Below are 23067 nucleotides of genomic sequence, written 5' to 3'. Positions count from 1 at the left end.
CTCGACCTGAGGAGGAGATCTCCATCGCTCGGCGGCAAACTTGGTATGCGGGAGAAGGCCAAGCGTCGAACGCTGTTGTCTCACGCACTTGAAGATGAAGTCGCGTGTGAATCTTGACGTCGATTGGAAGTCAGGCGGGGAGGAGCAACCTGGCTATGCTTTGTGGCAACCCGCATCGGCAGACAGAAGGCTGCCGACGGTTTCAGGGAGGGGGATGACATTTCGCTGTAAGTTCTTGTCAGGACAAGATTGATGTTCGAAAGAAATCTGATCTCGCTTCCCTTGAGATCTGGACAAAGGCGCCGCGGAGTTCAGCTCGAGGCTCGCTGCGTAAATGAATCGGTATCGTTTGCTCAAACCGCCAATCCCCAAGCCATCTTTTGGAGAGCCACGCGTGGATGCCAATCGCATTGTGGCCTTTCGCACCTCTGCTGTGCGCCACAATCTTCGTGGTGCCGCCGCCCCGTTCATAGAAGAACCCGATGTCATGGGCGGCGCGACTGGCGGCCGCTCTGTCGTAGTGCGCTTCACCCCGATCACAGGTGAAGATTGACCCAGCAAGCCCGACACGAGGGCGTGCGTTTGCGCCAGAAGATGTGGAACGGCAACCTGCGAGGCTTCGTCGTATACGCACCGCACGAGGGGTATGCCGCCCGCGTGTTCGGACGATCGCGAGCACCATCCTGATGCCATTCGGTAGGAGGCGTCAATCCGCATCATGGTTGCCTCATCGCGGCACTCGGGCAGGCTGCTCTGGCGCGGTTTAGCCGACTCAAGCTACAAATCGTTCTCAACGACCTCACTACACAATAGGAATCAAATGGCTGCAGCTGCACGGGAATTGCCGGTCTCTTCTTACGCGCTTGAAGTGGATGGCCGACTCAGAGCTGAATTCGCAACTAAAGACGGCGCCAGGGCAGGCGGAGCAGAACTAAAGAAGCGTTTTCCCATGCTTCAAGTCCGGATCTATGACGCGCAGACGAATGCGCGCGAGGAAATTTAGCGCCGAATCAGTCGTTCCTCGATGCCTCGCGTACGGCTCCGGGACTCGTCGCCGGGGCCACTCGGAAAACGGCCGATGTTCAAGGGTATGCCGACACTGCCGCATTACCCTCTTAATGGGTTTGTCGCAGCACTCGATCGTGCCGGCTCGGCGTCGGCATGCTCACCAGTCAATCGCGCGATGCGCGGCCTGCACGCCGGATCAGACTTGGGCCCGAGGCATCTCCAGGCCCGGTCCCTTGAAGAGTGGCATGGAGAGCTGGTTCCCTCGCAGACGGTGTTCTCTCACGGCGTCAGGTGCGCTGGGAGCAAAATCTCGCCAACTGGTACGCGCCGCTGAGCTCGACTGTCGCGGAGAGGCTCGAGTAGTCGTGCTGCCCGATTTTTGCCTGACGGGCTGAAGGCTGCGGGGAAAGGCTCGCGACTGTTGCGAAGGCGTAAGCACCGACACTTTAGGGCTAATATGTCTTGCAGTTACTCTGAGGCGGTCAGGAGCTGCGGCGCGATCTTGCTCTGCGCGACCATTAAACCGAGGGCTTTCGCTCCTTTCTTACTCTTCCCGTTCCTTGGGCTCCATTCGAGCGAACCAGGAGCCAGGAGGAAAGGCCGCGATACGCTTGGCAAAGGAGGATTGCGGCTCCCAATCTTGCCCTTCGCTCTTCTCGAAAGTGATGACCCCGTTATGGGTGTAAAAACGGGGCCCTGGGATATTACAGTTCACTAAAAGCAAAACGCGCCACAGATCACCTTTTTCGGTCGGCTTGTCCTTCTGCTTCGGCAAGTAGTCCACTCCAACAGGCTCAACGATAGTGCAGCGGCCCTGCCGCAGGAGATCGCCGAGCCGGCCCTGGGTGGTCGTCACGAAGTTGAAGTTGCTCGGATCATGCAGAAAGCGAAGATTTGCGTCCCTTTCGCCATCCTTGACTTCACTGGCGATCAACCCGAGCGCCAGGGCGTGCCAGCCCAATTCGATCGGCTTTGCATAGGTCGACGCAAGTTGAAACGTGCCGTCGAGCGCGATCCTCCAGGTGATAACGTACTGTTCGTCTAATACATCATCCGCGTGCCTGGTCCACGAAACGAAAACATAGTCGTTTCCGTCAAGTTCGGCGACGCCCCACATTCGAGGGACGAACCGTGCAACTTTCGAGACGTTGGAGATAATTTGTTCTATTGTCTCACCGTCTTGCGCTCGCCACGTTGACTTGAATCTTTCGATATGGGGGCTCTCGATAGCGCGAGCACTGTTGCCAGTCACAGCCAGCCCGGCCAGGCAGATCAGGGATCGACCGAGACAAAACAATAACGCGCGTCTTGCAGACACTTTTCTCATGACTGTTGGCCTATCTGGTTTCATCCACCCGTCATTCCAGAGCGGGCAACTTCAGCCTGTTATGCGCGAGCGCAAGAAGTTAGCGGCGACGCGACGGGGAGGCCGATGGTGTCCCGTGCGAGCAGGCGCTCCCGCTCTATGTCACGCGCCGCTAACTTCGTTGCCGGCGACAGCCTCAAGTTGCTGTGCTGGACATGCCCAGCAGGAGGAGACTGGGCATGCCGAAGACTTGCATTCCTCGTGCCAGGTTAATAGACGGCAATTCGCACCGCTTCTATGCCCCCTTTGTCGGCTTTCCGACTTGCGGGCGTCTCGATGTTTCCGTTCAGCGCGGCTTATGCCACGCGCCGAATGTTCGGTGGGCGCAGCTGAACGCCTCGACCAAGTTCCTGATGAGAATTGGGAGCACGTTTGCCGCCACAGAACTGTTTGGCTCGCTATCGTTACCGGAGTGTGAGCTTTCGATCTCTGGCATGCCTCTGGGTACTCGCGGCCGAGAGGCCAGAGCGCGTTTGGCGCTTCTTTCGCGACATCCGGCACTCGCGCCGAGCATTTGGAGTCTGGCTGGCACCGCAAATCAACGTGCCGGTCAGGTATGTTGCTGACTTTGCCACGTGTCTTGGGCTTATGCAGCACGGATCCAGCTGGTCGAGAGCGCGGCTGGATGGCGGACACGCTCGAAGAACCTGTTGGGAAGCCTGGGACACGCATCAAATGCGTTCTGCTCCAGGCAGCAGTCCCGACCGCGGAAGCCGCTTTTATCCCCTCCACCGATCTGGCGTGCGGCCAGGGGGCAGCTGCGATGGTCATTACAATATCGCTGACTGAAGAGCGCATCTACATCGACTCAGCGATAAGGATGCGCGGTCATTCGCGTAACGGATGTCGCAGCACCAGCTTGCGACATGATCTGAGAGGTTGACGGAAGACTTGTCTTGCCGATAATCCAAGTCGTCGAGGTTCTCCGGTCCCACTTGATCCGGAGCTAAGAGGGAAGCCGGTGACAATGCCGGCGCTGCCCCCGCAACTGTGAGCGGCAAGCCGCTGTCCAACGATGTCACTGAAGCCTGCGCGGCTTCGGGAAGGCCGGACAGAAGCGATGACCCGCGAGCCAGGAGACCTGCCCCGACAATTATTCGTCCACGGGCGGGGTGTCCCGGTGGTGCGTCAAGCAGCCGTCGCACCGCGCGACTTCCCCTGCCTGCGTCCGCCACGGCCTTTGCCCCCATCAAGGGGTTAACGCTATGTCTCTTCTCTCCCTTCCGGTTGCCACGCTTGGAACGCCACGCATCGGTCCAAGGCGCGAGCTCAAACTTGCTCTTGAAAGCTACTGGGCGGGAAAAACCAGCGAACAACAGTTGCTCGAGGACGCAGCTGGCCTGCGTGCCGCCAACTGGGCTCGTCAGAAATCTATCGGCGTCACGGTCATTCCATCGAACGATTTTTCGCTGTATGACCAAGTGCTCGACACAAGTGTCATGGTTGGCGCCATCCCGGAGATCTACGGCTCGAAAACCGAATCCGTTTCGCTCAAGACGTACTTCGCCATGGCCCGCGGATCACAATGCGGCGATCAGGATGCGAGTTGCGGTCGCGGACCGCGCGGATTTGGCGCACCCGCGCAGGAGATGACCAAGTGGTTCGACACCAACTACCACTACATGGTTCCCCAGTTTCACAGGGGACAGACTTTCAGGCTATGCTCTCGCAAGCCGATCGAGGAGTATGAGGAAGCCAAGGCCCTTGGCTTTCAGACCCGTCCTGTCCTGATCGGGCCGGTCACATTCCTAAAGCTCGGCAAGAGTCTCGATCCTGCGTTCCAGCCACTCTCACTGCTGGATGAACTGATACCGATCTATATCGAGGTTCTGCAGGAATTGGCCAAACGTGGGGCAAATTGGGTTCAGTTCGACGAGCCCTGCCTGGTTCTTGATCTGGATGAGAGGGCGCGGCAATCTTTGCGACATGCCTATGATCGGCTCGCTAAGGAGGCGCCGGCCATCAAGATCTTAGTTGCCAGCTATTTCGGCGACCTCGGGGACAATCTGAACACCGCGTTGAGCCTGCCAGTTGCCGGACTACACCTCGACCTAATTCGAGCGCCACAGTTGTTGGACCAGATCATCGCTGGCGGCCGAGGTGATCTCGTCATGTCGCTCGGTGTCGTCGACGGCCGGAATGTATGGCGGTCGAATTTGTCATCGCTGCGCCAGCGGCTCGAACCCGCGATTGCGAAGCTCGGCAAGGACCGTGTACAGATTGCCCCATCCTGCTCGCTGCTTCATGTACCGGTCGATGTTGAACTTGAAACCGGGCTCGCTTCCGACGTCAAGAGCTGGCTTGCTTTCGCGGTCCAGAAGATGCGGGAGCTTGCGATCCTGGCGCGGGCACTCGCAGGCGACCAGAATGTTGCGCAAGCTCTTGCCGAGTCGGAATGTGCCGCGACTGTTCGCCGGACTTCGCCGAAAATTCGTGATGCCAATGTCGCTGTCCGGATGAAAGCGATCGATCAGACCATGCGTCGACGCGGGAGCCCATTTGCCCGTCGTGCCGAGATCCAAAGCAATCGTTTCGGACTACCGGCTTTTCCTACCACGACCATCGGATCGTTTCCGCAGACCACAGAGGTCCGAAATGCCCGTGCGGCGCATGCGCGAGGCGCGATAAGTGACGAGCAATACGACAGGTTCCTCAAGGAGGAGACTGCGCGCGCCGTACGTTGGCAGGAGGACATCGGTCTCGACGTCCTCGTGCACGGCGAGTTCGAGCGCAATGACATGGTGCAGTACTTCGGCGAGCACCTCGCCGGCTTCGCATTTACCAGGAACGGATGGGTGCAGTCGTACGGCTCGCGCTGCGTCAGGCCACCGATCCTGTTTGGCGATGTGGTGCGGCCGAAGCCTATCACCGTGGACTGGTGGCGCTACGCGCAATCACTAACGAGGAAGCCGATGAAGGCTATGTTGACCGGACCGGTGACGATTTTGAACTGGTCCTTTGTCCGCGATGATATTCCCAGAAGCGAGGTCTGTCGCCAGATTGCGCTCGCGATCCGAGACGAAGTCCGCGATCTCGAGAATGCTGGTGCGACAATGATCCAGATCGACGAAGCCGCACTGCGCGAAGGAATGCCGTTGCGTCGATCGGAGTGGACGGCCTATCTCGACTGGGCCGTGGATTGCTTCAGCATCTGCTCATCGGGCGTCGCCGATGAAACGCAAATTCATACACATATGTGCTACTCGGAGTTCAACGACATCATCGGTGCGATCGCTGCAATGGACGCAGATGTCATCTCGATCGAGACGTCGCGCTCGAAAATGGAACTACTCGACGCGTTCAGGAACTACGAATATCCAAATCAGATCGGACCGGGCGTGTACGACATCCACTCCCCACGCGTTCCCGAGGCGGGGGAAATGAAGGAACTGATGGTGTTGGCTCGGACCCGGCTGCAGGATTCGCAGCTCTGGGTCAATCCGGACTGCGGCCTGAAGACGCGCAAATGGGAGGAAGTGCGTCCGGCGCTAGCGAACATGGTCGCTGCGGCCCGCCAACTGCGCGCTGCATTCGATCCGCGAGGCCATTGATCCGGGCTTGGGTCTCTTCTCGACAAAGCGGATCCTCTTGCGGATTTGCGCTGTCGATGATCGATGGAGCCCTGGGAATAAAAAAGGCCCGGCCTCGCTGAGCGGGCCGGGCGAAAGTCCGGGAGGAGCGACGCTGACGCATCGCGCGGACTTCCATCGGCGGAGAGAGGACAACCGCCGGTTCGATCACGGCAAGGACATTCGCCGAAAATCTGAACTCAGTTGAAGCACAAGCTCAGCGTAGCTCAATTATGCCGTGGTATGCGACCGTTAGCCTGAGGTTTATAAAGTTACACCAAGGTTTGTCGGTCAAGAGCACGTCGGCAACGATTACGACGCGACGAGGACGGTGATGCCGGGCGTCACCGCAGGGCACGAGCCGCAAACTCGGTGCGCTTTCCTGCCTGGAAACCTTATGCCCGATCAGCGCGACGATATGAAAAACCCGGCTCCAAGGATCTTGCAAGCGTAGACAATGCATGAGCGGTTGCTATTGATTTGACCCCTGCTTTAGGCGGTCCTTGGTTCGACCGGTTCCACCCGATGGTCGGGTTTCGTCTTGGGTCTCTGTTTGAGGGTCTATGAGCGGACCACGCGGAGGATGTCACGAGCTTGAAGATGGCACTGGTGCCGACAGGGTGCTCCTCAGCCGTGAGCCTGGTCCTGCCCTCAGCACAGGGCCAGTTGAATGATGGCGATCTCCGATCCGGCACGGCTCGGCGCAGAGTTAGACCCGACGTCGTCCAGCGCCTTGCCGTTCGTGCTAAACGTACCCGGGCGAGCAGTGCCTGGCAATTGACGTGCTGTGGGTCAAACCGGCCGCGGTCGGATCATTCAGAGCCTGCCAGGCTGGGAAAGACTGGGAGTGCTTCGCCCCACCCGCGCGGCGGTAATCGTCCGTCGTTGTGCGGCGGCGGTCATGAGAGGCATCCGTTTCGCGCGATGTCACTGCGCAACTGCCAGACCTGCGACATCACATTGTGGAACGTGCCGGAACCAGAGCTCAGGAAGGCTCGGCCATGCCGTTGGCACCGGAAGCGATCATCGTGCGGAGAAAGCCATCTTGGCGGTGCGGCAGCCTACGTGCCCGCGAACACCCCCATTTTCATTCGACAGGATGAGCATGAGGTCTAATTCCTGCTGTAAGACGGCGCTGATCAATACGGCCCCTACGTCTCGGCGCCGTGTCAGGGGTTGCCGGCCTTGGCGGACGAAAATGCGACCGAGCTCCGTTCGGCCTCAGCTTCTTGCTCCAATTGCAGAATATGCGCTCTTAGCGCATCGGAAGTGGCTGCCGCTGTCTCGCTGAACAGGGGATCTCCATCATCGGTGACGGCGGAAGCGATTTCGGTCCATTCCTGTGCCGAGAGAGTCTTCAGTGCGGCCGGAAAGAAATCTCGTTCTTCCCACATCATGTGACGCCGCTCGCGTACTATAAAGTCGCGTATGATATCGCCGACGTCTTGCCGAAAGAGTTCACGATCCGCGAGGATGGCGTCAATAGCTCGCGCGAAGTGGAGCAAACGGTCGGCCACTTCCTGGTGTTCAAGCGCGAGATCGCCGACGATTGCAGCTGCATCGGGATCGCGTGCCTTGAGCTTCGAAAAAATCAAGTCTTCCTGTGGATGATGGTACAGCTCGGGGTAAACCTCGAAATAGCTGATAATCGCGCGAATGACCTCATAATCGGGACCGATCCCCCCCTCAAAAATCTCCAATTCGCGTTGAAGAGCGGCCAAAAGCAGATCAATGTTGCGATGCTCTCGAAGCAAAAGGTCGATGATCATTCCGGTGCTCCTGGAGGCACAATGTAGGCCGGAAGCGTTTCTGCCACTTACAAGATCGCCCAGGCCGAATTCGGTGTCCTTCGCGACGCCGCAATTTTTTGCGCTGTTCGACGCAAAAACGTAGCGCGCTTTGAATTCGAGCCGGCGTAAATTAACTTAGCCGCCGAAGTGTTGAGGTTGCCCTCGCAAGACGCTGGTCGGATAACGGCTGGTTTCGGTAAATTTGGCGGTCTGGGCGTGCATGGCGGACCCTATCTTGCGGACATCGATGGGACGCAGATTGGCTGCTCCTGACGAACTCGAAAATTTGGATGTTTTCCCTAGGTAGAAGTCCCTAAGTATTTACCCGTAAGTGCCACGAGCAGGGCGTTTTTGAACGGGGGCGCCGCGGTCCCTTGTTTGCTCAAACATGGCCAAACCGGATTAGAAAGCTGCATGCTGGGTTCCTGGCGTCTTGGCTCTGATCCCCATCAGCATCGGTCGGCCGCGGAGGTGACCAGGCAGATATTGACGGCATCCTCATCGATGTACGCTGACCGACGTGGTCGACGCGCTCGATGATCATGCGATACGCTGCCGTAGCCCCAGTTCTCCGGGGCGACAGACCCGCTGTCCATCGGAGCACAAATGTGGGCCGACGTAATTGATCTAACCAGCAGCCTGTGTTGCGTCGGTAGCCGTCATCGACAACATGACCCACTTGGTGCGGTGCGCCTGAAAACCGTCCGTTCGTCTGGAGTGCGCAGCTTGAATGCATGAATAAGCCATTCGCGGCATTTGCGCTGGTGCTAGAGTCCCGCGGCAATGGCGATCCGCATCAACTCGGACACGCTGCGGACATTGGTCTTGGCCATGAGGTTTGCACGGTAAACCTCGACTGTCCTGGGACTGATGCCGAGATCATAGGCGATCACCTTGTTAATCTTGCCCGCTAATAGTCCCTGCAGGACGTCACGCTCGCGCGACGAGAGGCACGCGAGGCGGGCTTCCGCCTGGAGTTTTGCTGCGTCATCGGCTGGTTTTGTTGGTCGCGCTTCCAGAGCACTATTGATCGCACGCAATAGCACCTCCTCCACGAACGGCTTCTCGAGGAAGTCGGCCGCACCCGCTTTCATCGCTTCAACTGCGAGCGATACGTCGCTATGACCAGTTATTAAGACGACGGGGCAGTTGACACGATTGGCCTTCACTTTACCGACTAGCTCGAGACCGCTCATGCCCGGCATGCGGATGTCCGACACAATACAATCAACTGGACCGCTCGCGACGTCATTAAGAAACGCGGTCGCCGTCTCATAGGTTGCTACGTAGAAACCGTTAACATCAAGAAGAAACGCGAGCGAGTCCCGCATTGCGGCGTCATCGTCGATCACAAGAATGCGCCGCCCAATCATGCTGTCTGTTCGCTAAGCTCGACAAATGGCGCGGTGAACTGAAGGATCGCGCTGCCACCCGGATTTGCTTGCGCGACGATATGGCTGCCATGACTCGATGGTCGTCCTACAGATTGATAGCCCCACACCCATGCCATGCCTTTTAGTCGTGACAAAGGGCTGCAACAGTCGGTCGGCGATATCAGCGCTGATGCCGGGGCCCTTATTAGCAACTGTAAACCTGTCGACAGCAACTTCAGCGCGCGGGCAGGAAGCCATGGCCTCGATTGCATTGCGTATCAAGTCCACCGCGACCTTCTGCATCTCGATCTTGTCGACGACAGCACGAGAGGCAGCGCGGCGGCTGCCGCGGCAGTGCCATAGCCTTACCAGATGTGGTCCGACATGCTTCCTGATAGACCCTCTCATTCGATCGACTATACATTGTTTCCCACGAGGGCCACCGGAGCAGAACGCGCCTCAGCTCACACCAATCTATTGTGCAGGACGGCCGTCGCCATCTGGCCATATGCGCCAGTGCGTTGGCTGCACGGCTACGTGTTCTCCGGTCTTGGCCTTGATCCAGCCGCCGAAGGCCCGGCGGCAAGGAAAGACCACCCGGTGAATGGCATTCCCCTCGATCACGGCAATCTCCAGATCCTGATCAAAGGGCGGCGCCGTTTCGACCCGCTCCCAGGTCAGGTCGCCAGTAGATCTTGGACGGTGTTCATCGCTGCCGGCTGACAAATTCAGGCAACCTTCTGAACTACGCACGAGATGGCTTGGCCGCCGCGAGAGCTGGCTCAGCCCAATATTGCCCAGGCGGCGTGGTCCCGATTGCGCCAGCCGCGGCCGGGGTTTTATCGACCGCGGCGCCGTTGAACCTATCGTACTGGGACTTGATCGGCTCGCCACCCGAAATATTAGGATTGGCCCCGCGAAACAACTCCCGGGCCTTGGTGGAATCGATATGGATCAGCTCAGGTCCTTGGCGCTTGGTATTAACCGCTGTTCTGCAGAAGTGGAACTGGACTGCCGCTCCCGCGATCTCGCCGGCGGCGGGACGAATGTCCCCGTGGTCTGTCATGTCGAACATCCTTCGTTGGTGGAAAATCTCTTTGTCCCACGGCGTCGACGTGGGGCGTTGGGTTGTGATGACGTCAGCCGCGCCCTTGTGAGCGGGGCGGCATCCCCGAGAACCGGAAGACGCCGGAGCTCGCTTGACACCCATTCGGATGAGCCTAGCTGCGCTCGACGCCGATCATCGCGCCCGTCCGCGGGTCGATGAAGTGGACGCCTTCGCACGCGGCGCAGGTTATTGTGTGTAGGTCATCGGCACGCCGCTCGGGCACGTCCGGCAGCAGTCCTTGAACTCGGTCGCCGGTATCTGGACATGAAAAGATGATGGGGCGCCAAGTCTTTCTTTCTGCCATGTGTGTGACCTTGGACGGGAAGCTCACTTCTATCAGTAGGCAGTCGCTGCAGTATTTGATACAGGTCAAAAAGAGCTGATGCGCATCCAGAATGGCCGAGCTCCAGCGGCTGCTGCGGGCCCACAGGCCCGCGTTGGCTGGCGACATGTCCCAAGTCGGGCGATCCGCGAGGGGACACGCCAGCGTGTAGCGGGGTTGATTTGAGGCGCACCACTCGCGAATGGGGCACGACGGCATTTGTCCTCAATGTTGCGGTAGCCGGCAAGCGGATGTTCAATTGATCGCTCGCCTCGCAATATCGGTGGCCTTGCCGGGCAGATCCCAGCCAAAGGCTTTGGCGCTGAAGTCTGAGCCCTGGGCTCATCGAAACGTTGGCTGCGACAAGCGTGATCATCGGCTGTGCTGTCGCGGCCGCAGGGGCAGTTTGCCTCATCTTGCCCCACGATCACGTGCGCATAGGTCTCGCCGTCGATTGTCTCGGCCGCCGGCGCGCCTCGGGGAAATGGCTCTGCTCGGCGATTGGCGCGACGACCTGGTGTTTGCGGCAATGTCTCGTGGGACCACCAAGTATCGCGTGTAAAGTTAGCGGCCTCTCAATATTGCCAGCGGTTGGGTATGGATCGATAGAGATCAATAGCCGGCATCTCGGGCATGACGGCGCGTCTCTTCAGACGTCCTCGAGTCATCGGTCGTTCAATTTTGTCAGTCGAGGGCATGAGCAGACCAGAAGGCGTTATCCCTCTTCGCAAAACAGAGTGCGATCCGCCAAGCTGGAAAAGTAGTGGCCGCGTGGTCTGCGCGACAACAGGAGCGCGCGAGACGCGCTACCAAAGCTTCGAACTTATCTCGACGGACAACCGGTTGGGGATGCCGCTTGAGGCAGATCAAATACACTTGTGGAGCGAATGGCAGAATGGTGCATAAGCAAACCCACAAGAAGAGGATGCCATGATTTCATTTGATGTTCGGTTCATCAAGATCGTTTGTGACGATACCGGGCACGAACATCGTGCCTGTCAGGCGACGTTCAAGGTTAATGCCACCTCGCTGTGCGCTGCTGCACAGCAGGCGGAGAGTGATTTCTGCAAGCAAAAGAGTGTTCGCGATTGGACCGTCTTCGCCGATGTGATAGAGCTCCGAACCCCGACTGCATTGCCGCCGGCATGGGCTGGTTAGCTTGACTTTGGCGGAGCGAGTCTGCGAATTGGATTGTGGGTCAATCTGTAATCTAAGCGTGGTCCCGGACAGGGTCGCCTCGACCACAGCGATAGCGTCATACCGGCAGGGCCATCCGGATCAAAGGATCCGCTCCCACAAATCGGTGTTGTTTGATTCGTGACAAGAACAAGTCTGCCTCTGGCAGCCATGGCTGTCTCAAAGGGTCTGCGTGGTTAGCCAATCTGCACACATCAATGCCCCTGAGTCGACACAGGACAAGCCTCATTGCCGCCTCGGAATCCACGACAGCCCTTGTGTCTGTACTCGCTGTTTCTGGCGGCGATGTTAATACGATCCGGCGTTTACCTTCTGCGTATTGCTCACTTTCGCCGCCAGCCTGCCAGCGCAGCCGTCATCCTCAATCACCGCTATGAACGGGCGGTAAGTTGGGACGTGAACACGTTCGCGTCCGTCGGCACCATCGGACCCACGACAGTCCTCACGTACATTGTAACATCAGCATCCGAGTACGATTCGATCGCGCGACCAGGGATAAACTCAGAACGAAAGAGAATTGCCACGGCAGACAAATGCTCAATCAAATTCGTCCGAGCGGCAAAAGTCCCTCGCATCACAGATCAGGCCTCTGTCCAAAGGACAATTCAGTTCACCGGCTCGCTATCGATCCGACGGTAGCCTGCAAGGCTTATTGCCTTGAACGACGCCCGGACAAGGGGAATCTGTTAGCGACAATAAGGCGCGCGCGAAGGCTCCTGCATTCTCGGCAATGCGGAGCACGTGAAGGAGAAGCGAGTTTGCGCCGTGCACTGTCAAGTGCAGGCGAAATCCGGAGGCAACTCGCGTAGTTCTTTAAGCGCAACTGTTGCTTCGATGTCACCAAATGTATGAACCGGCGATCTACGCTGGTGTCAACCGAGGGACGACATGTTCGATATTTATGTGAACGGAAGACGCGATCTTTTGGTCGTTCCGCGAGGGGGGGCGATCCCTGCGGGGGTGGCCGGCAGTTGGAAGCGAAAGAAGCGGGCGGTGTGTTCAGTGAGCGATGTTATTCGCCAAGATGTGCAACAGCGCGGTTACCACCGACGTAGTCTGATCTCGAATCGGTCGAAGACGGCGGTCGAGACCTCGTCAGACGCGTAGCCAACGCGGCTATCTCCGCTGACCCATTCTTCAAAACACTTCTGGCAGGATGTCGCCGATCCCGTCGAGAACCTTGTTTACCGCGTCGACGGCAGGCGGGTATTCTGCTTCATTAGGCTTATGGCGCAAGGTTTCTTTTGAAAAGCCGCGCACGGCGCTGCGGCTTCCCTCCGATAAGTATTATGGAGCTTTTCCCCGACTCGATGGCGTGCGCGCGTGAGTTTTCAGCTGTCCATACTGAAGATACTTGCCGGCCAGCCACACGGACGGGCGAGCATCGAAGTCGTTAAACAGCATTTGGCCATTTATTACAGCAGCGGCCCAGAGTGGCCGGCGCGTATGAAGCGTATCGCGAGCCGAGCGCCCCAACTCGATATTTTTGGCCAAAGGCTGATCGAGCGAGAGGCCGGGTGCTGGATTATCACCGACGAGGGAAGGAAGACTCTTGAAAGGCTCGAATTGGTAGATGTGGGTGCTATGCAGGGTCAGGCTAAGCGGGAGATCGCGCAAGAGCGCGAAGATGGGTAGCCGCCCCCGGTGTGCTCGCAGCTACGAACCAGCGCGCGCAGAAAGCGCTCCCCGGCAAGCGATTGAGCACGCGCAAGGGCTATCGGCGTGACGGCTTGCCGCTCAATCCCTTGCTGATGGCCACTGGCTTCATCCAACCTACGGAATGGAGGAGCTGATGTCTTCGTGCACTCCAACGCGTTGAGCCGAGCCCGAACGGCCGACACGAAGACCCGATCGATCTAGTATTCGCGCACGCCCCAAGGGAGCTCTGGCGTTTAGATAAAGTGCGCTAATCGTCATAAGGTGACCATAGCAAGAGACCGCCCCGATGTTCTCAGGGCCTCGATGTTTGATCACTCTAGGCTTAATACAAATCACGAACCTCCCCGAGATGCAGCTGTTCAGGTTCATCGCGATTGGCTTGCTCATTCCAGAACATGTTAGTCTACGTGCTTAGTTTCGAATAGAAAGGCGTGGATTGAGCATTTAATTGTAACGAAGCCTCTCTACACAGAGTCTGCACGAAGTTTACAATTCCACAGCTGCACTAGTCCAGACGTTGTCTTCCGAAAGCATGACCGAGCTAATACCTGGCGCGAGTTCCGATGACTGTTCTTTTTTTACGGTCGTCGCTGCGAAAAAACTATGTTACAAGCGCTCTTCTCAGAAGGAGCATTCATCGTGAAAAAAGCAACAAAGAAACGCGTCAAGCGGCGCGAGTGGACGAAGGCAGATATCAAAGAGCTCAAAGTTCATTCGAAGGCTCGGACCCCGGTCATAAAGTTAGCAAAAATGACTAGGCGCAGCGCCGGCGCGCTGCGCCAGAAGGCCTTAAATCTCGGAATTGGACTCGGACATCAGCGGTGATTTTGAGCAACACTGGCTAATGGGGGTAGGGCGGCTTGCGGGCCGCCCTCTTTGGTCGCAGAAACTTCGTCGCAAATTAGCTTTGCCGATCTGCGCTGAGAGAGTTTTTCACGCACGTGCTGGATGGCCTTCAACGTCGCGGAACGGGCCCCAACGCGTCCTCATCTTTGATCAAGTTTTTTGGAAGGCGCTTTCGACGGCCGCTAGCGATGTATGATCGCGAGTGAAGAGATACCCTTAGCCCATAGGCCTGTCTCGAAGATGAACCCCCGAAACGCTGATCGTGTCCCCTAGCGTGGTGTAGGTGGCGGCGGGTCACCGCGTTCGCCGGCGAGAGCCGGGCTGGTCAGCTGGCGATCGCCGGAAGGCTGACGGTTGGATCATCGCTCATTGGTGCGATGGTTTCCAGCGTCATGTAACGGGCACGCTGGACGGCCCATTCGTCGTTTTGCTCGAGCAGGATCGCTCCGATGAGGCGGACGATGGCGTCCTCGTTGGGGAAGATGCCGACCACCTCGGTGCGTCGCTTGATCTCGCCGTTGAGGCGCTCGATCGGATTGGTGGAGTGCAGCTTGGTCCGATGCGGCGGCGGGAAGGTCATGTAGGCGAGCACGTCAGTCTCGGCTTGGTCGAGGAAGCCGGCAAGCTTGGGCAGCTTGGGGCGGAGCTGGTCGGCGACCTTGCGCCATTGCGCTGTTGCGGCGTCGGCATCGTCCTGGGCAAACGCGGTAGCGATGAAGGCGGAGACGACGCGCCGCCCGCTCTTGCCGGCATGCGCCAGCGCGTTGCGCATGAAGTGGACGCGGCACCGCTGCCAGCTGGCGTTGAGCACCTTTCGGACGGTGGCCTTGATGCCCTCGTGGGCGTCGGAAACGACCAGCTTGACACCGCGCAGGCCGCGGCGGGCGAGCTTGCGCAAGAACGCCGTCCAGAACGTCTCGGCCTCGGAGGGACCAATATCCATGCCGAGCACCTCGCGCCGGCCGTCGCTGTTGACGCCGACGGCGACAATCACCGCGACCGAGACGATGCGGCCATTCTGACGCACCTTCACATAGGTGGCGTCGATCCACAGGTACGGCCAATCGCCCTCGATCGGGCGGGCGAGGAAGGCTTTCACCTTCTCGTCGATCTCGCCGCAGAGCCGGCTCACCTGGCTCTTGGAGATGCCGCTCATGCCCATCGCCTGCACCAGATCGTCGACCGAGCGGGTCGAGACGCCCTGCACATAGGCTTCCTGCACCACGGCGGTAAGCGCCTTCTCGGCCATCCGGCGCGGCTCCAGGAAGCCCGGGAAGTAGGAGCCCTTGCGCAGCTTGGGGATGCGCAGTTCGACTGACCCGGCGCGGGTCTCCCAGATCCGGTCGCGATAGCCGTTGCGCTGGGCCAGACGCTCGGGGTTCTTCTCGCCGTAGGCCGCTCCGGTCTGGCCTTCGACTTCCAGCTCCATCAGGCGCTGGGCAGCAAAGCCAATCATCTCGCGCAACAGATCGGCATCGGGGGTCTTCTCCACGAGCGTGCGCAGGTTCATCATATCGTCGGTCATCGGTGGTTCCTCGGTTGCGTTGGCGTGTCGCAACCCGATCCTACCGGAGAACTGCCGGTGACCACCGCAAAGCCGCCCGCCCGCTACGGCGCTATTTGAGGGCGCGCGTCCGGGCGGCTTTGCTCTACCGAGCTACACCACTTCCGAGGACACGACCGAAACGCTCGTCTCCGGACGCAGGCGATGGGGCCAAAGCGCCCAGTTCTAGGCGCGTTAGCTTCCGAGAATCTAACCAGTCTTAAACGAACTCCTAGGTCCGAATCTAACATCCGTTCGGCCAGCAGCTTTTTCAGATTCGGCGAGACAGTCTTGGTCGGGCTGGGCCGAACTCATTGGCTGATCGCTTTACCCGGCGCGCCACTGAGCGGCCTTGCGGCGCCTTCATCAATTGACTGGGCCGACGTTCGACCTTCTTTAGGCCTCTGCCGACGATGAGGCTTGGCGCCTCCCGCGAGACTTGCCGGCTTGGAACACCGATCTGGCGCTCCGTTGCCGAGACTGCTGCCGGAAGGCATTGACGCAATGCTTCTGCGGCGAGCTGGTGAGACTAACCCGCGCACCGCTTTGATCCCCCACATGAACCTTACCGCAGAACGTCCAAGCGTCGATCCGACGCCGGTTCAACTCTGGCCGAGTATGCGGAGAGGAAAACCGAGGCGCCCGCAACGCAAGGATAGTCGTCCACATCCGCGTAGTAGCAGCGCATCCTTCGAAGCAGGATTTGCTTGTCAAGCTTTACGGGCCGCGCGTCGCATGCTGAACGAGGCAATTCTACACTGTACCGATCTCTTCACGAGCAAGATCATGATGCCGGATCACTTCTGTTATGATGAAGGCCAGGAACTTCTCAGCAAAGTCTGGGTCAAAGTTGGCGGCCTGTGCGAGCGCACGCAGTCTTGTTGTCTGTCTCTCCTCCCGACCTGGATCGGCAGCAGGCATTTGCAATCGAGCCTTTAGTTTTCCCACCTCTCGAGTGCACCTAAAACGTTCCGCGAGAATGTGAATCAGGGCGGCGTCCAGATTGTCGATGCTGCTCCGAAGAGCATTTGACCTTGCCCCCAAGTTTTATCCAGTCCTCAGTTCGCCCTGACGGTTGGGTTTGCCCGGTTGGGCGGTGGTAGCGACGGGAGCTGGCGCGGAGCCCTCGGCATAGCGCAGCGCCAGATCCCGGCGCGGGTGGCGGGTAAAGGCGAACTCGGACGGCGTCTTCCATCCAAGCTGCGAGTGAGGTCGTGCGTTGTTGTAATCGGCCCGCCAGCATCCGAGCGCGACGCGGGCCTGGGCCAGCGACGTGAACAGCGTCTCGTTCAACAGTTCATCCCGCAGACGGCCGTTGAAGCTCTCGATGAAGGCATTCTGCATGGGCTTGCCCGGCGCGATGTAGTGCCATGCGACACGGCTCTCATCGGCCCATGTCAGGATGGCGTTGCTGGTCAACTCGCTGCCATTGTCGCTGACCACCATCTTCGGCTTGCCGCGCTCCATCATCAGCCGGTCCAGTTCCCGCGCCACCCGGGTACCGGAGAGCGAAGTATCGGCCACCAGCGCCAGGCACTCGCGGGTGCAATCATCAACCACGGTCAGGACGCGGAAGCGGCGGCCATCGGTGAGCTGATCCGACACGAAGTCGAGCGACCAGCGGTCGTTGGGCGCCATCGGCACGGTCATCGGCGCCCTGGTCCCGATCGCCCGTTTGCGACCGCCGCGGCGGCGCACCGCAAGCTTCTCTTCCCGGTAGAGCCGGAACAGCTTCTTGTGGTTGATCACATAACCCTCTCGCTTGAGCAGAACGTGCAGGCGCCGATAGCCGAAGCGACGGCGCTCCTGGGCGATCGCCCTCATGCGCTGGCGAAGGCCGGCATCGTCCGCTCGGGCCGTCTGGTATCTCACTGTCATACGGCAGCAGCCGATGGCTTTACACGCCCGCCGTTCGCTCATCCCGAATGCCGTTCGCAGATGGGCGACTGCTTTCCGCTCGGCGGCGGGCGTCACCACTAATGGGATGACCCGCCCCGTCCTCTCAGTCAGACTGAGTTGGCTTTTGAAAGGAGGAAGCAATGAGGACACGGAACAAGCCCAGGCCGGCAACGGTGTTTGGGATCGACATTGGCAAGAACCTTTTCCACGTCGTTGGACTCGACGCCGCCGGAATGCCGATCCAGAAGGCGACCTTTCGGCGCGATACGCTCTTGCAGTTCTTCGAACGTGCAGGACCGGCTTTGGTGGGGATGGAGGCCTGCTCCGGCTCGCAATGGTTGGCCCGCAAGATCGCCGCCATGGGGCACACCGTTCGCATTATCCCAGCTCAATTCGTGAAGCCATATGTGAAGTCCAACAAAAATGACATCATCGATGCCGCGGCGATCGCCGAAGCCGTGACGAGACCAACAATGCGCTTCGTCGAGCTAAGGTCGCCTGAGCACATTGACCTGCAAGCGCTGCATCGTGTTCGCGATCGGATGATGTCGCAACGGACGTGCCTCATAAATCAGATGCGCGCTTTTTGCCTGGAATATGGGATCGCTATTCACCAGGGCGCCGGCAAGTTCAAGGCAGATCTGCCGAGAGTTTTGGCAGATGAATCGAATGATCTAACGTCGGCCATGCGTCGCATTCTGGCATCTACATTCGACGAGCTGCGGCAGCTGGAGCTGCGGATCGCTGAAGTCAACCGCGAGATTGAGGCGGTTGCCTCTCAAAGCGATACCGCACGTCGATTAATGACTATCCCGGGCATTGGTCCACTCGCGGCGACGGCGCTTTTGGCAGCAGCTGGATCTGCCCGACAGTTCAAAAAGGCCCGCGATATGGCAGCTTGGCTGGGTCTTGTTCCCAGAGAATACTCTACGGGAGGCAAAACGAAGCTGCTGGGGATAAGCAAGCGCGGCAACCGATATCTGCGCCGGATGATCATCCACGGCGCCCGCTCCTGCGTGACACATCTTGATCGCTCGCGATATCACCTTGGCGCCTGGCTTGATGGACTTCAGGCACGCATGCACACCAACAAGGTCACCGTCGCCTTGGCGGCAAAGATTGCGCGGATCGCATGGGTGGTGATGACCAAGCCCGGCGCAAGCTACGAACGGCGGGATCCGGCCTTTAGCTGATCCCGTTTGTTCCAGACTGCGAGGCTCGTGAAAGTGATGACGAGACAGTCGATCGGCGCGCCGTAAGCCCTGTGCAAAAAAGCGGGTTTTGAGCCCGGACCATTTATCTGGGAACGGCACGCGCGGATCTCATCATGGCCTGGCCGCAACAGCGGCCCACTTGCAAGAGGCCGGATACATTTGTGCAGACTGCATCGTCCTGATCGAAACGACCCTTGCACGGGCGGGGCGGGTCATACATTCTTTCCCAGGAGGTCCTTCAACGCCGCATTGTCCAGCATCGCATCAGCCAGCAACCGCTTCAGCCGCGTATTCTCGTCCTCCAGCGTCTTCAGCCGCTTGGCCTCCGACACCTCCAGCCCACCGAACTTGGCCTTCCATTTGTAGATGCTGGCGTCGCTGACGCCGTGCTTGCGGCACAGATCGGCGACCGACACGCCGGCCTCATGCTCCTTCAAAATCCCGATGATCTGCTCTTCCGAAAAGCGGCTGCGCTTCATGCTCTGGTCCTTGTCGTGGGCCAGAACGAACTTCAAACTGGATTAAGCCCGGGGGGCAAGCTCACATTCAATTCGGGTGGAGCTTCCAACGTCTCAGGTCCCTTCGATGCGCACGATGTTTTTCGGGCTTCATAACGAGCCTCTGTACTACTGTTCTTGAGTCAGACCTCGAGTGCGAGCTAACGTTGACGCCTTATGGGCCCGCTCAAGAGTTTTATGCAAGCACCTTAGCGAGTGGACGTGATTTCTGGATCCGAGCCGATTAACCGGGTTCTGACATCGGAAGGCCAATGCCACGTCATCGGATCGGGTGCCGCTTTTCGGGTGTAGCAGAACGTCCGACGGATGCCATTCCCGACGGCCTCTATTTGCGGTTATACTCACGCTCGCGCCGCGGTGGTGAAAGGCGCAACCGTCAGACCTATGATTCACGGAGCCCACCGACATGATCACCTTCGCACCACTGCTCGTTTTCCTCGTCATAGGCGTTTTCGCGTGGCTGCTCTTCACGCTTGCAGTCTTCGCGTTGCCCGTCTTCGCCGGCGTAACGGTTGGTCTTTGGGCCTTCCACACGGGAGCCGGCGCTCCGGGCGGCATCGCTGTCGCCCTCGTCGCTGGCGCCGCGACGTTCAGCATCGGCCAGCTCGCGCTCGCCCTCGTGACATGGACTTGGCTCCGACTCTTGGTCATCATCTTTTACGTCTCACCGGCGACCGTCGCCGGTTACAGCGCTAAACCGACGCAGCAGGATGATTGTCTCCTAGTCGTGAAGCTCATCATGCGATTGTTTTTCCAGACGCCGAAGCTCCTCTGAAGCGACGGAGGCCGCCGACGGCACGGCTTCATCATCCAGATGATCCAGCACTCGCCGAAGCTCTCCTTGAGAGAACTGCTCTGAATGCAATTCGGCTTGCGCGAAAGCCGACGAGGTGAAGTGATCCATCTCGCCATTCCTGAAGCTCCTCTGCGGGCTCCTCGTCAAGCGGTCGTCGAAGCTCCTCTGCGCGCCTCGTGACTGCCACGTGCCTAATCCTGCCGGCATAACGTTCAACGAACAGCCCGTTCGGCGCGCCGGAATCCTCGCCAAGTGGACGGCCGCTTCACAGCTCAAGCGCATGATCCGCGAGCACCTGCCGCATCAGTGCGCCCTTGATCTCGCGGGCGATCTCGTCGCGGATCTGGGCTCCGAACTGCAACTCGGCGTCGCTGTTTCCGGTCAGGTGATGGTCGGCGAGTCGCTGCTCGAGCCGGCTCGGAAACTCCCCGTCCATCGCCTCGGCGAGCCGGTTCTGCATCTCTGCATGGGCGTCGGGGGCAATCCGGCTCACCACCGTTTCCCAGGGCTGCCAGCGAGTTGCCATAAAATCGGCGAACCCCGCCGCTTCCTCATTCCGCACCTGCGTCTCGGCTGCGGTGAGGTCGTGCTCAGTGACGTACGAGATGTCATAGAACCGCATGTCCGGAGCGATGAGCTGCAGGTCCAGCCGGTCACGTAGCTTGACCTGATAGGCGAGATAGACCTCGATCTCATCGACGAACTGGAGTGAGTTGACCTTCTGACGGGCAATCGGCTCGAGTGCGCCCAGGCGGAACAAGACTCGGGCCTTCTGGATGAGCTCGCCGAGCCGATCGTCATAGGCCCCGTCCTCGACATCAGCGTTCAGGCGTGCGGTCTGCATGCTGTTCCAGGTCAGAGTGATGCGATCCTGGCAGCTCTCGCTCGCCCCGAAAGCCAACTGAAAATACTGCTCGCGCAAGTGCGGTCTGATCGCAGCCTGCTGCAGATCCTCGGCGACGGCCTCCCGGAAATGAGGATTATCATAATTTACGGTGTTCCGTAGCCTATCGAGGAAGAGCGCGTATTCGGGCGCCCGCGCTTCGCCGGCGAAGTTTTGCCAGGCGTCGATCACCTCCGGCTCCCCGTCCATCCAGTCCGCTACCACCTCGGCCAGCGACCGTTCCTGATCCACCGCCGGTCCCTCACCCATCGAGATGAAGACCCGCGGGCCGTCATAGCCCGGGGAATTGAGGGCTTCCGCCAAATTCGTACGCACCTGCTCGGGCAGCGGATTATTCTCCAAATAAACCATGCACCCAAAACCTAGCCGGGTTAGCAGCGCCTGCGGCAAGCTGCTCAGCCGATTATTGCGTGCCTCGAGCACCTGCAGTTCGACGGGGAGATTGTCGGGTAAGCTGGTCAGCCGGTTGCCGCTGACGTGAAGTCTCTGGAGCTCGGGGGGGAGGGTCTCGGGCAAACTGTCCAGCTGGTTGTCGCGCGCAAAGAGCACCTGCAGTTCGACGGGGAGTGTGTCGGGAAGGCTGGTCAGCCGGTTGCCATCGGCTTCGAGCTCTTGGATTTCAGGCGGGAGTGTGTTGGGAAGGCTGGTCAAGCGATTGCCGCCGACGGCAAGTGATTGAAGTCCGATGGGGAGGGCGTCGGGCAGTCTGGTCAACCGGTTGCCGCGGACGTCGAGGTCCTGCAGCCCATCCGGCAGAGTATCTGGCAGGCTGGTCAAGCGGCTACTGCCGACCGCGAGTGTCAAAAGCCCCTCTGGAAGGTTTTCAGGCAGACTGGTCAGCCGGTTGCCCCCGATGGCAAGTGACTGAAGCCCGTTAGGGAGTGTGTCGGGCAGGCGGGTCAACCGGTTGCCGCTGGCGCCGAGCGCCCGCAGTCTAGGCGGGAGGGCGTCAGGCAGGTGCACCAGCTCGTTGTCGCTCACGTTGAGCGACTGAAGCCCAGGCGGAAGGGCCGCCGGCAGTGTCGTCAGGGATAGATTTAAGAGCTCCAGCCCTGCATAGACGTCGCCCGCCTCACTCCAGGCTTTTATTCGTCTTACAGCCTCTTCGCGGTTCTCGTCTTGCGACTGCCCTTCCTCCTCGGCCCAACCATCCAGGATCTGGTTAAGCCGCGACTCGCTGAAGACAGGGTCTTCATGCGTCTGACCGCTTGCGCGCCCCGGAGCCCCCGTTTGCAAGGCTATGGTCCACTGCGCTGCGGCCGGGGTCAGTCTAGAGGTATTGCCATCGCCCGGCCGGGGCTGTCGGCCTAGAATCGATGCCCCGAAATTTTGCTCGGAACGATTTGCGGCGGATGTTGACGACTCCGGCGCTACATCACCGGCCTCGGCCCACGAATGCTCCTCCTGATCGACACTATACGGCGGCCAATCGGCAGCTGAATCCATGGCGTGCCAATCATCTGTCAGACTGAAATTGCCATCCGGCAACTGCCCGTCGCGATCAGCGACCGGAAAAAGCACACGCTGATCGTCTTGTTCAGAGCAGGCGAACGAATCCGACGGCGACCGCGAGGTGCCTTGTCGGACTACATCCTCGTGCGGCATTCCCAAACGATCCGCACCTCTGTTCGAAGCAACACAGGGTGGCTCGCCGAGGCTAATTGAATTGGGAGGCAGGCGACCATGAAGACGCAAGTCATTCACGTGCTGCTGAAACCCGGCTTGGTCGGCCTGCTGCTGTTGCCGCCGATCGTAGTACGTCTGATCGACACGGGTCTCGAACGGGTTGAGGTTATTGAGCGCATCCATCCCACCCTCCGAGTCAGATCTGAGCAGCTAGCGCCGGTCTGGATAAGTACGTTCACGCTAAGAGGCTTAGCTTTCTAGAAGCTGACGAGGAATCAGAATGATCGTAACTGTCCCGTAAGCCTTCGTGGAACACTTATTGCTGGATG

At 59.2% G+C, this 23067-nt stretch carries 19 protein-coding genes, 2 pseudogenes and 1 riboswitch; of the genes and pseudogenes, 9 read left to right on the top strand and 12 right to left on the bottom strand.

The genetic code is table 11. The features are described 5' to 3' along the window. Positions 1-394 precede the first annotated feature (394 nt). Together QA642_RS38965 and QA642_RS38960 are read left to right on the top strand one after the other, a co-directional pair. Positions 395-553 (top strand): hypothetical protein, encoded by a 159-nt coding sequence (locus QA642_RS38965; protein ID WP_194389490.1) that lies wholly within the window; start codon positions 395-397, stop codon positions 551-553. Between the two features lie 267 nt (positions 554-820). Beyond that, positions 821-1003, top strand: coding sequence for a hypothetical protein (locus tag QA642_RS38960; protein ID WP_271608525.1), 183 nt, complete (start codon positions 821-823; stop codon positions 1001-1003). A gap of 549 nt (positions 1004-1552) precedes the next feature. Here QA642_RS38960 and QA642_RS38955 read toward each other — a convergent pair. Further along, on the bottom strand, positions 1553-2335 hold the full coding sequence (locus QA642_RS38955) for a nodulate formation efficiency C protein (protein WP_283081629.1): 783 nt from the start codon (positions 2333-2335) through the stop codon (positions 1553-1555). Between the two features lie 940 nt (positions 2336-3275). After that, a riboswitch (cobalamin riboswitch) is annotated at positions 3276-3478 on the top strand. Positions 3479-3579: 101 nt separating this feature from the next. On the opposite strand from QA642_RS38955, the gene metE reads away from it, so the two are divergent. Beyond that, positions 3580-5925 (top strand): 5-methyltetrahydropteroyltriglutamate--homocysteine S-methyltransferase, encoded by a 2346-nt coding sequence (gene metE, locus QA642_RS38950; RefSeq protein WP_283081628.1) that lies wholly within the window; start codon positions 3580-3582, stop codon positions 5923-5925. A 1187-nt stretch (positions 5926-7112) separates the two neighbouring features. Here metE and QA642_RS38945 read toward each other — a convergent pair. From QA642_RS38945 to QA642_RS38935, 3 genes are all read right to left on the bottom strand, one after another. Then, on the bottom strand, positions 7113-7712 hold the full coding sequence (locus QA642_RS38945; RefSeq protein ID WP_283081627.1) for a hemerythrin domain-containing protein: 600 nt from the start codon (positions 7710-7712) through the stop codon (positions 7113-7115). A 788-nt stretch (positions 7713-8500) separates the two neighbouring features. Continuing rightward, positions 8501-9106, bottom strand: a complete 606-nt coding sequence (fixJ, locus tag QA642_RS38940) for a response regulator FixJ (RefSeq protein WP_194389483.1) — start codon at positions 9104-9106, stop codon at positions 8501-8503. 12 nt (positions 9107-9118) lie between these two features. Beyond that, positions 9119-9364, bottom strand: coding sequence for an ATP-binding protein (locus tag QA642_RS38935; protein ID WP_246790202.1), 246 nt, complete (start codon positions 9362-9364; stop codon positions 9119-9121). Positions 9365-9622: 258 nt separating this feature from the next. Between QA642_RS38935 and QA642_RS46635 the strand changes: the two genes are divergently transcribed. Beyond that, the gene (locus QA642_RS46635) at positions 9623-9829 is read left to right on the top strand and encodes a hypothetical protein (protein ID WP_167381111.1); all 207 of its coding nucleotides are present in this window, start codon (positions 9623-9625) and stop codon (positions 9827-9829) included. Positions 9830-9851: 22 nt separating this feature from the next. Here the strand turns inward: QA642_RS46635 and QA642_RS38925 are convergent, their stop codons facing one another. Together QA642_RS38925 and QA642_RS38920 are read right to left on the bottom strand one after the other, a co-directional pair. After that, positions 9852-10172 (bottom strand): hypothetical protein, encoded by a 321-nt coding sequence (locus tag QA642_RS38925; RefSeq protein WP_283081626.1) that lies wholly within the window; start codon positions 10170-10172, stop codon positions 9852-9854. Positions 10173-10326: 154 nt separating this feature from the next. Next, positions 10327-10665 (bottom strand): hypothetical protein, encoded by a 339-nt coding sequence (locus QA642_RS38920; protein ID WP_283081625.1) that lies wholly within the window; start codon positions 10663-10665, stop codon positions 10327-10329. 801 nt (positions 10666-11466) lie between these two features. On the opposite strand from QA642_RS38920, the gene QA642_RS38915 reads away from it, so the two are divergent. Next, entirely contained in the window at positions 11467-11694 is a 228-nt protein-coding gene (locus tag QA642_RS38915; protein WP_271608517.1) for a hypothetical protein, read from the top strand. A 1176-nt stretch (positions 11695-12870) separates the two neighbouring features. On the opposite strand, the gene QA642_RS38910 is transcribed toward QA642_RS38915, so the two are convergent. Then, complete coding sequence (locus QA642_RS38910) at positions 12871-12993, bottom strand: hypothetical protein (protein WP_271611083.1); 123 nt, start codon at positions 12991-12993, stop codon at positions 12871-12873. A gap of 63 nt (positions 12994-13056) precedes the next feature. On the opposite strand from QA642_RS38910, the gene QA642_RS38905 reads away from it, so the two are divergent. Further along, positions 13057-13368 carry a hypothetical protein gene (locus QA642_RS38905; protein WP_283081624.1) on the top strand — a complete coding sequence of 104 codons (312 nt, stop codon included), beginning with the start codon at positions 13057-13059 and terminating at the stop codon, positions 13366-13368. Between the two features lie 627 nt (positions 13369-13995). Then, positions 13996-14217, top strand: coding sequence for a hypothetical protein (locus tag QA642_RS38900; protein WP_092219384.1), 222 nt, complete (start codon positions 13996-13998; stop codon positions 14215-14217). 346 nt (positions 14218-14563) lie between these two features. Here QA642_RS38900 and QA642_RS38895 read toward each other — a convergent pair whose 3' ends face one another. The 3 genes and pseudogenes from QA642_RS38895 to QA642_RS38885 all read right to left on the bottom strand — a co-directional run. Further along, complete coding sequence (locus tag QA642_RS38895; RefSeq protein WP_283081623.1) at positions 14564-15763, bottom strand: IS256 family transposase; 1200 nt, start codon at positions 15761-15763, stop codon at positions 14564-14566. A 771-nt stretch (positions 15764-16534) separates the two neighbouring features. Beyond that, positions 16535-16825, bottom strand: coding sequence for a chorismate mutase (locus QA642_RS38890; protein ID WP_283081622.1), 291 nt, complete (start codon positions 16823-16825; stop codon positions 16535-16537). Positions 16826-16828: 3 nt separating this feature from the next. Continuing rightward, positions 16829-17758: pseudogene (locus QA642_RS38885) on the bottom strand (IS3 family transposase); the annotation flags it as partial. Positions 17759-17820: 62 nt separating this feature from the next. Between QA642_RS38885 and QA642_RS38880 the strand changes: the two are divergent. Then, a complete protein-coding gene (locus tag QA642_RS38880) occupies positions 17821-18873 on the top strand; it encodes an IS110 family transposase (protein ID WP_283079773.1) in 1053 nt (350 codons plus the stop codon). Between the two features lie 242 nt (positions 18874-19115). Here QA642_RS38880 and QA642_RS38875 read toward each other — a convergent pair. Further along, positions 19116-19373: pseudogene (locus QA642_RS38875) on the bottom strand (transposase); the annotation flags it as partial. 445 nt (positions 19374-19818) lie between these two features. Here QA642_RS38875 and QA642_RS38870 point away from each other — a divergent pair. Then, positions 19819-20187 (top strand): hypothetical protein, encoded by a 369-nt coding sequence (locus QA642_RS38870; protein ID WP_283081621.1) that lies wholly within the window; start codon positions 19819-19821, stop codon positions 20185-20187. A gap of 286 nt (positions 20188-20473) precedes the next feature. On the opposite strand, the gene QA642_RS38865 is transcribed toward QA642_RS38870, so the two are convergent. Further along, positions 20474-22921, bottom strand: coding sequence for an NEL-type E3 ubiquitin ligase domain-containing protein (locus QA642_RS38865; RefSeq protein WP_283081620.1), 2448 nt, complete (start codon positions 22919-22921; stop codon positions 20474-20476). Between the last annotated feature and the right edge of the window lie 146 nt (positions 22922-23067).

Origin of the sequence: Bradyrhizobium sp. CB2312 (genome assembly GCF_029714425.1) — a bacterium.
Taxonomy (GTDB): Bacteria; Pseudomonadota; Alphaproteobacteria; order Rhizobiales; family Xanthobacteraceae; genus Bradyrhizobium.
The sequence above is the reverse complement of the archived record's forward strand: the minus strand, read 5'-3'. Positions and strand labels throughout refer to the sequence as shown.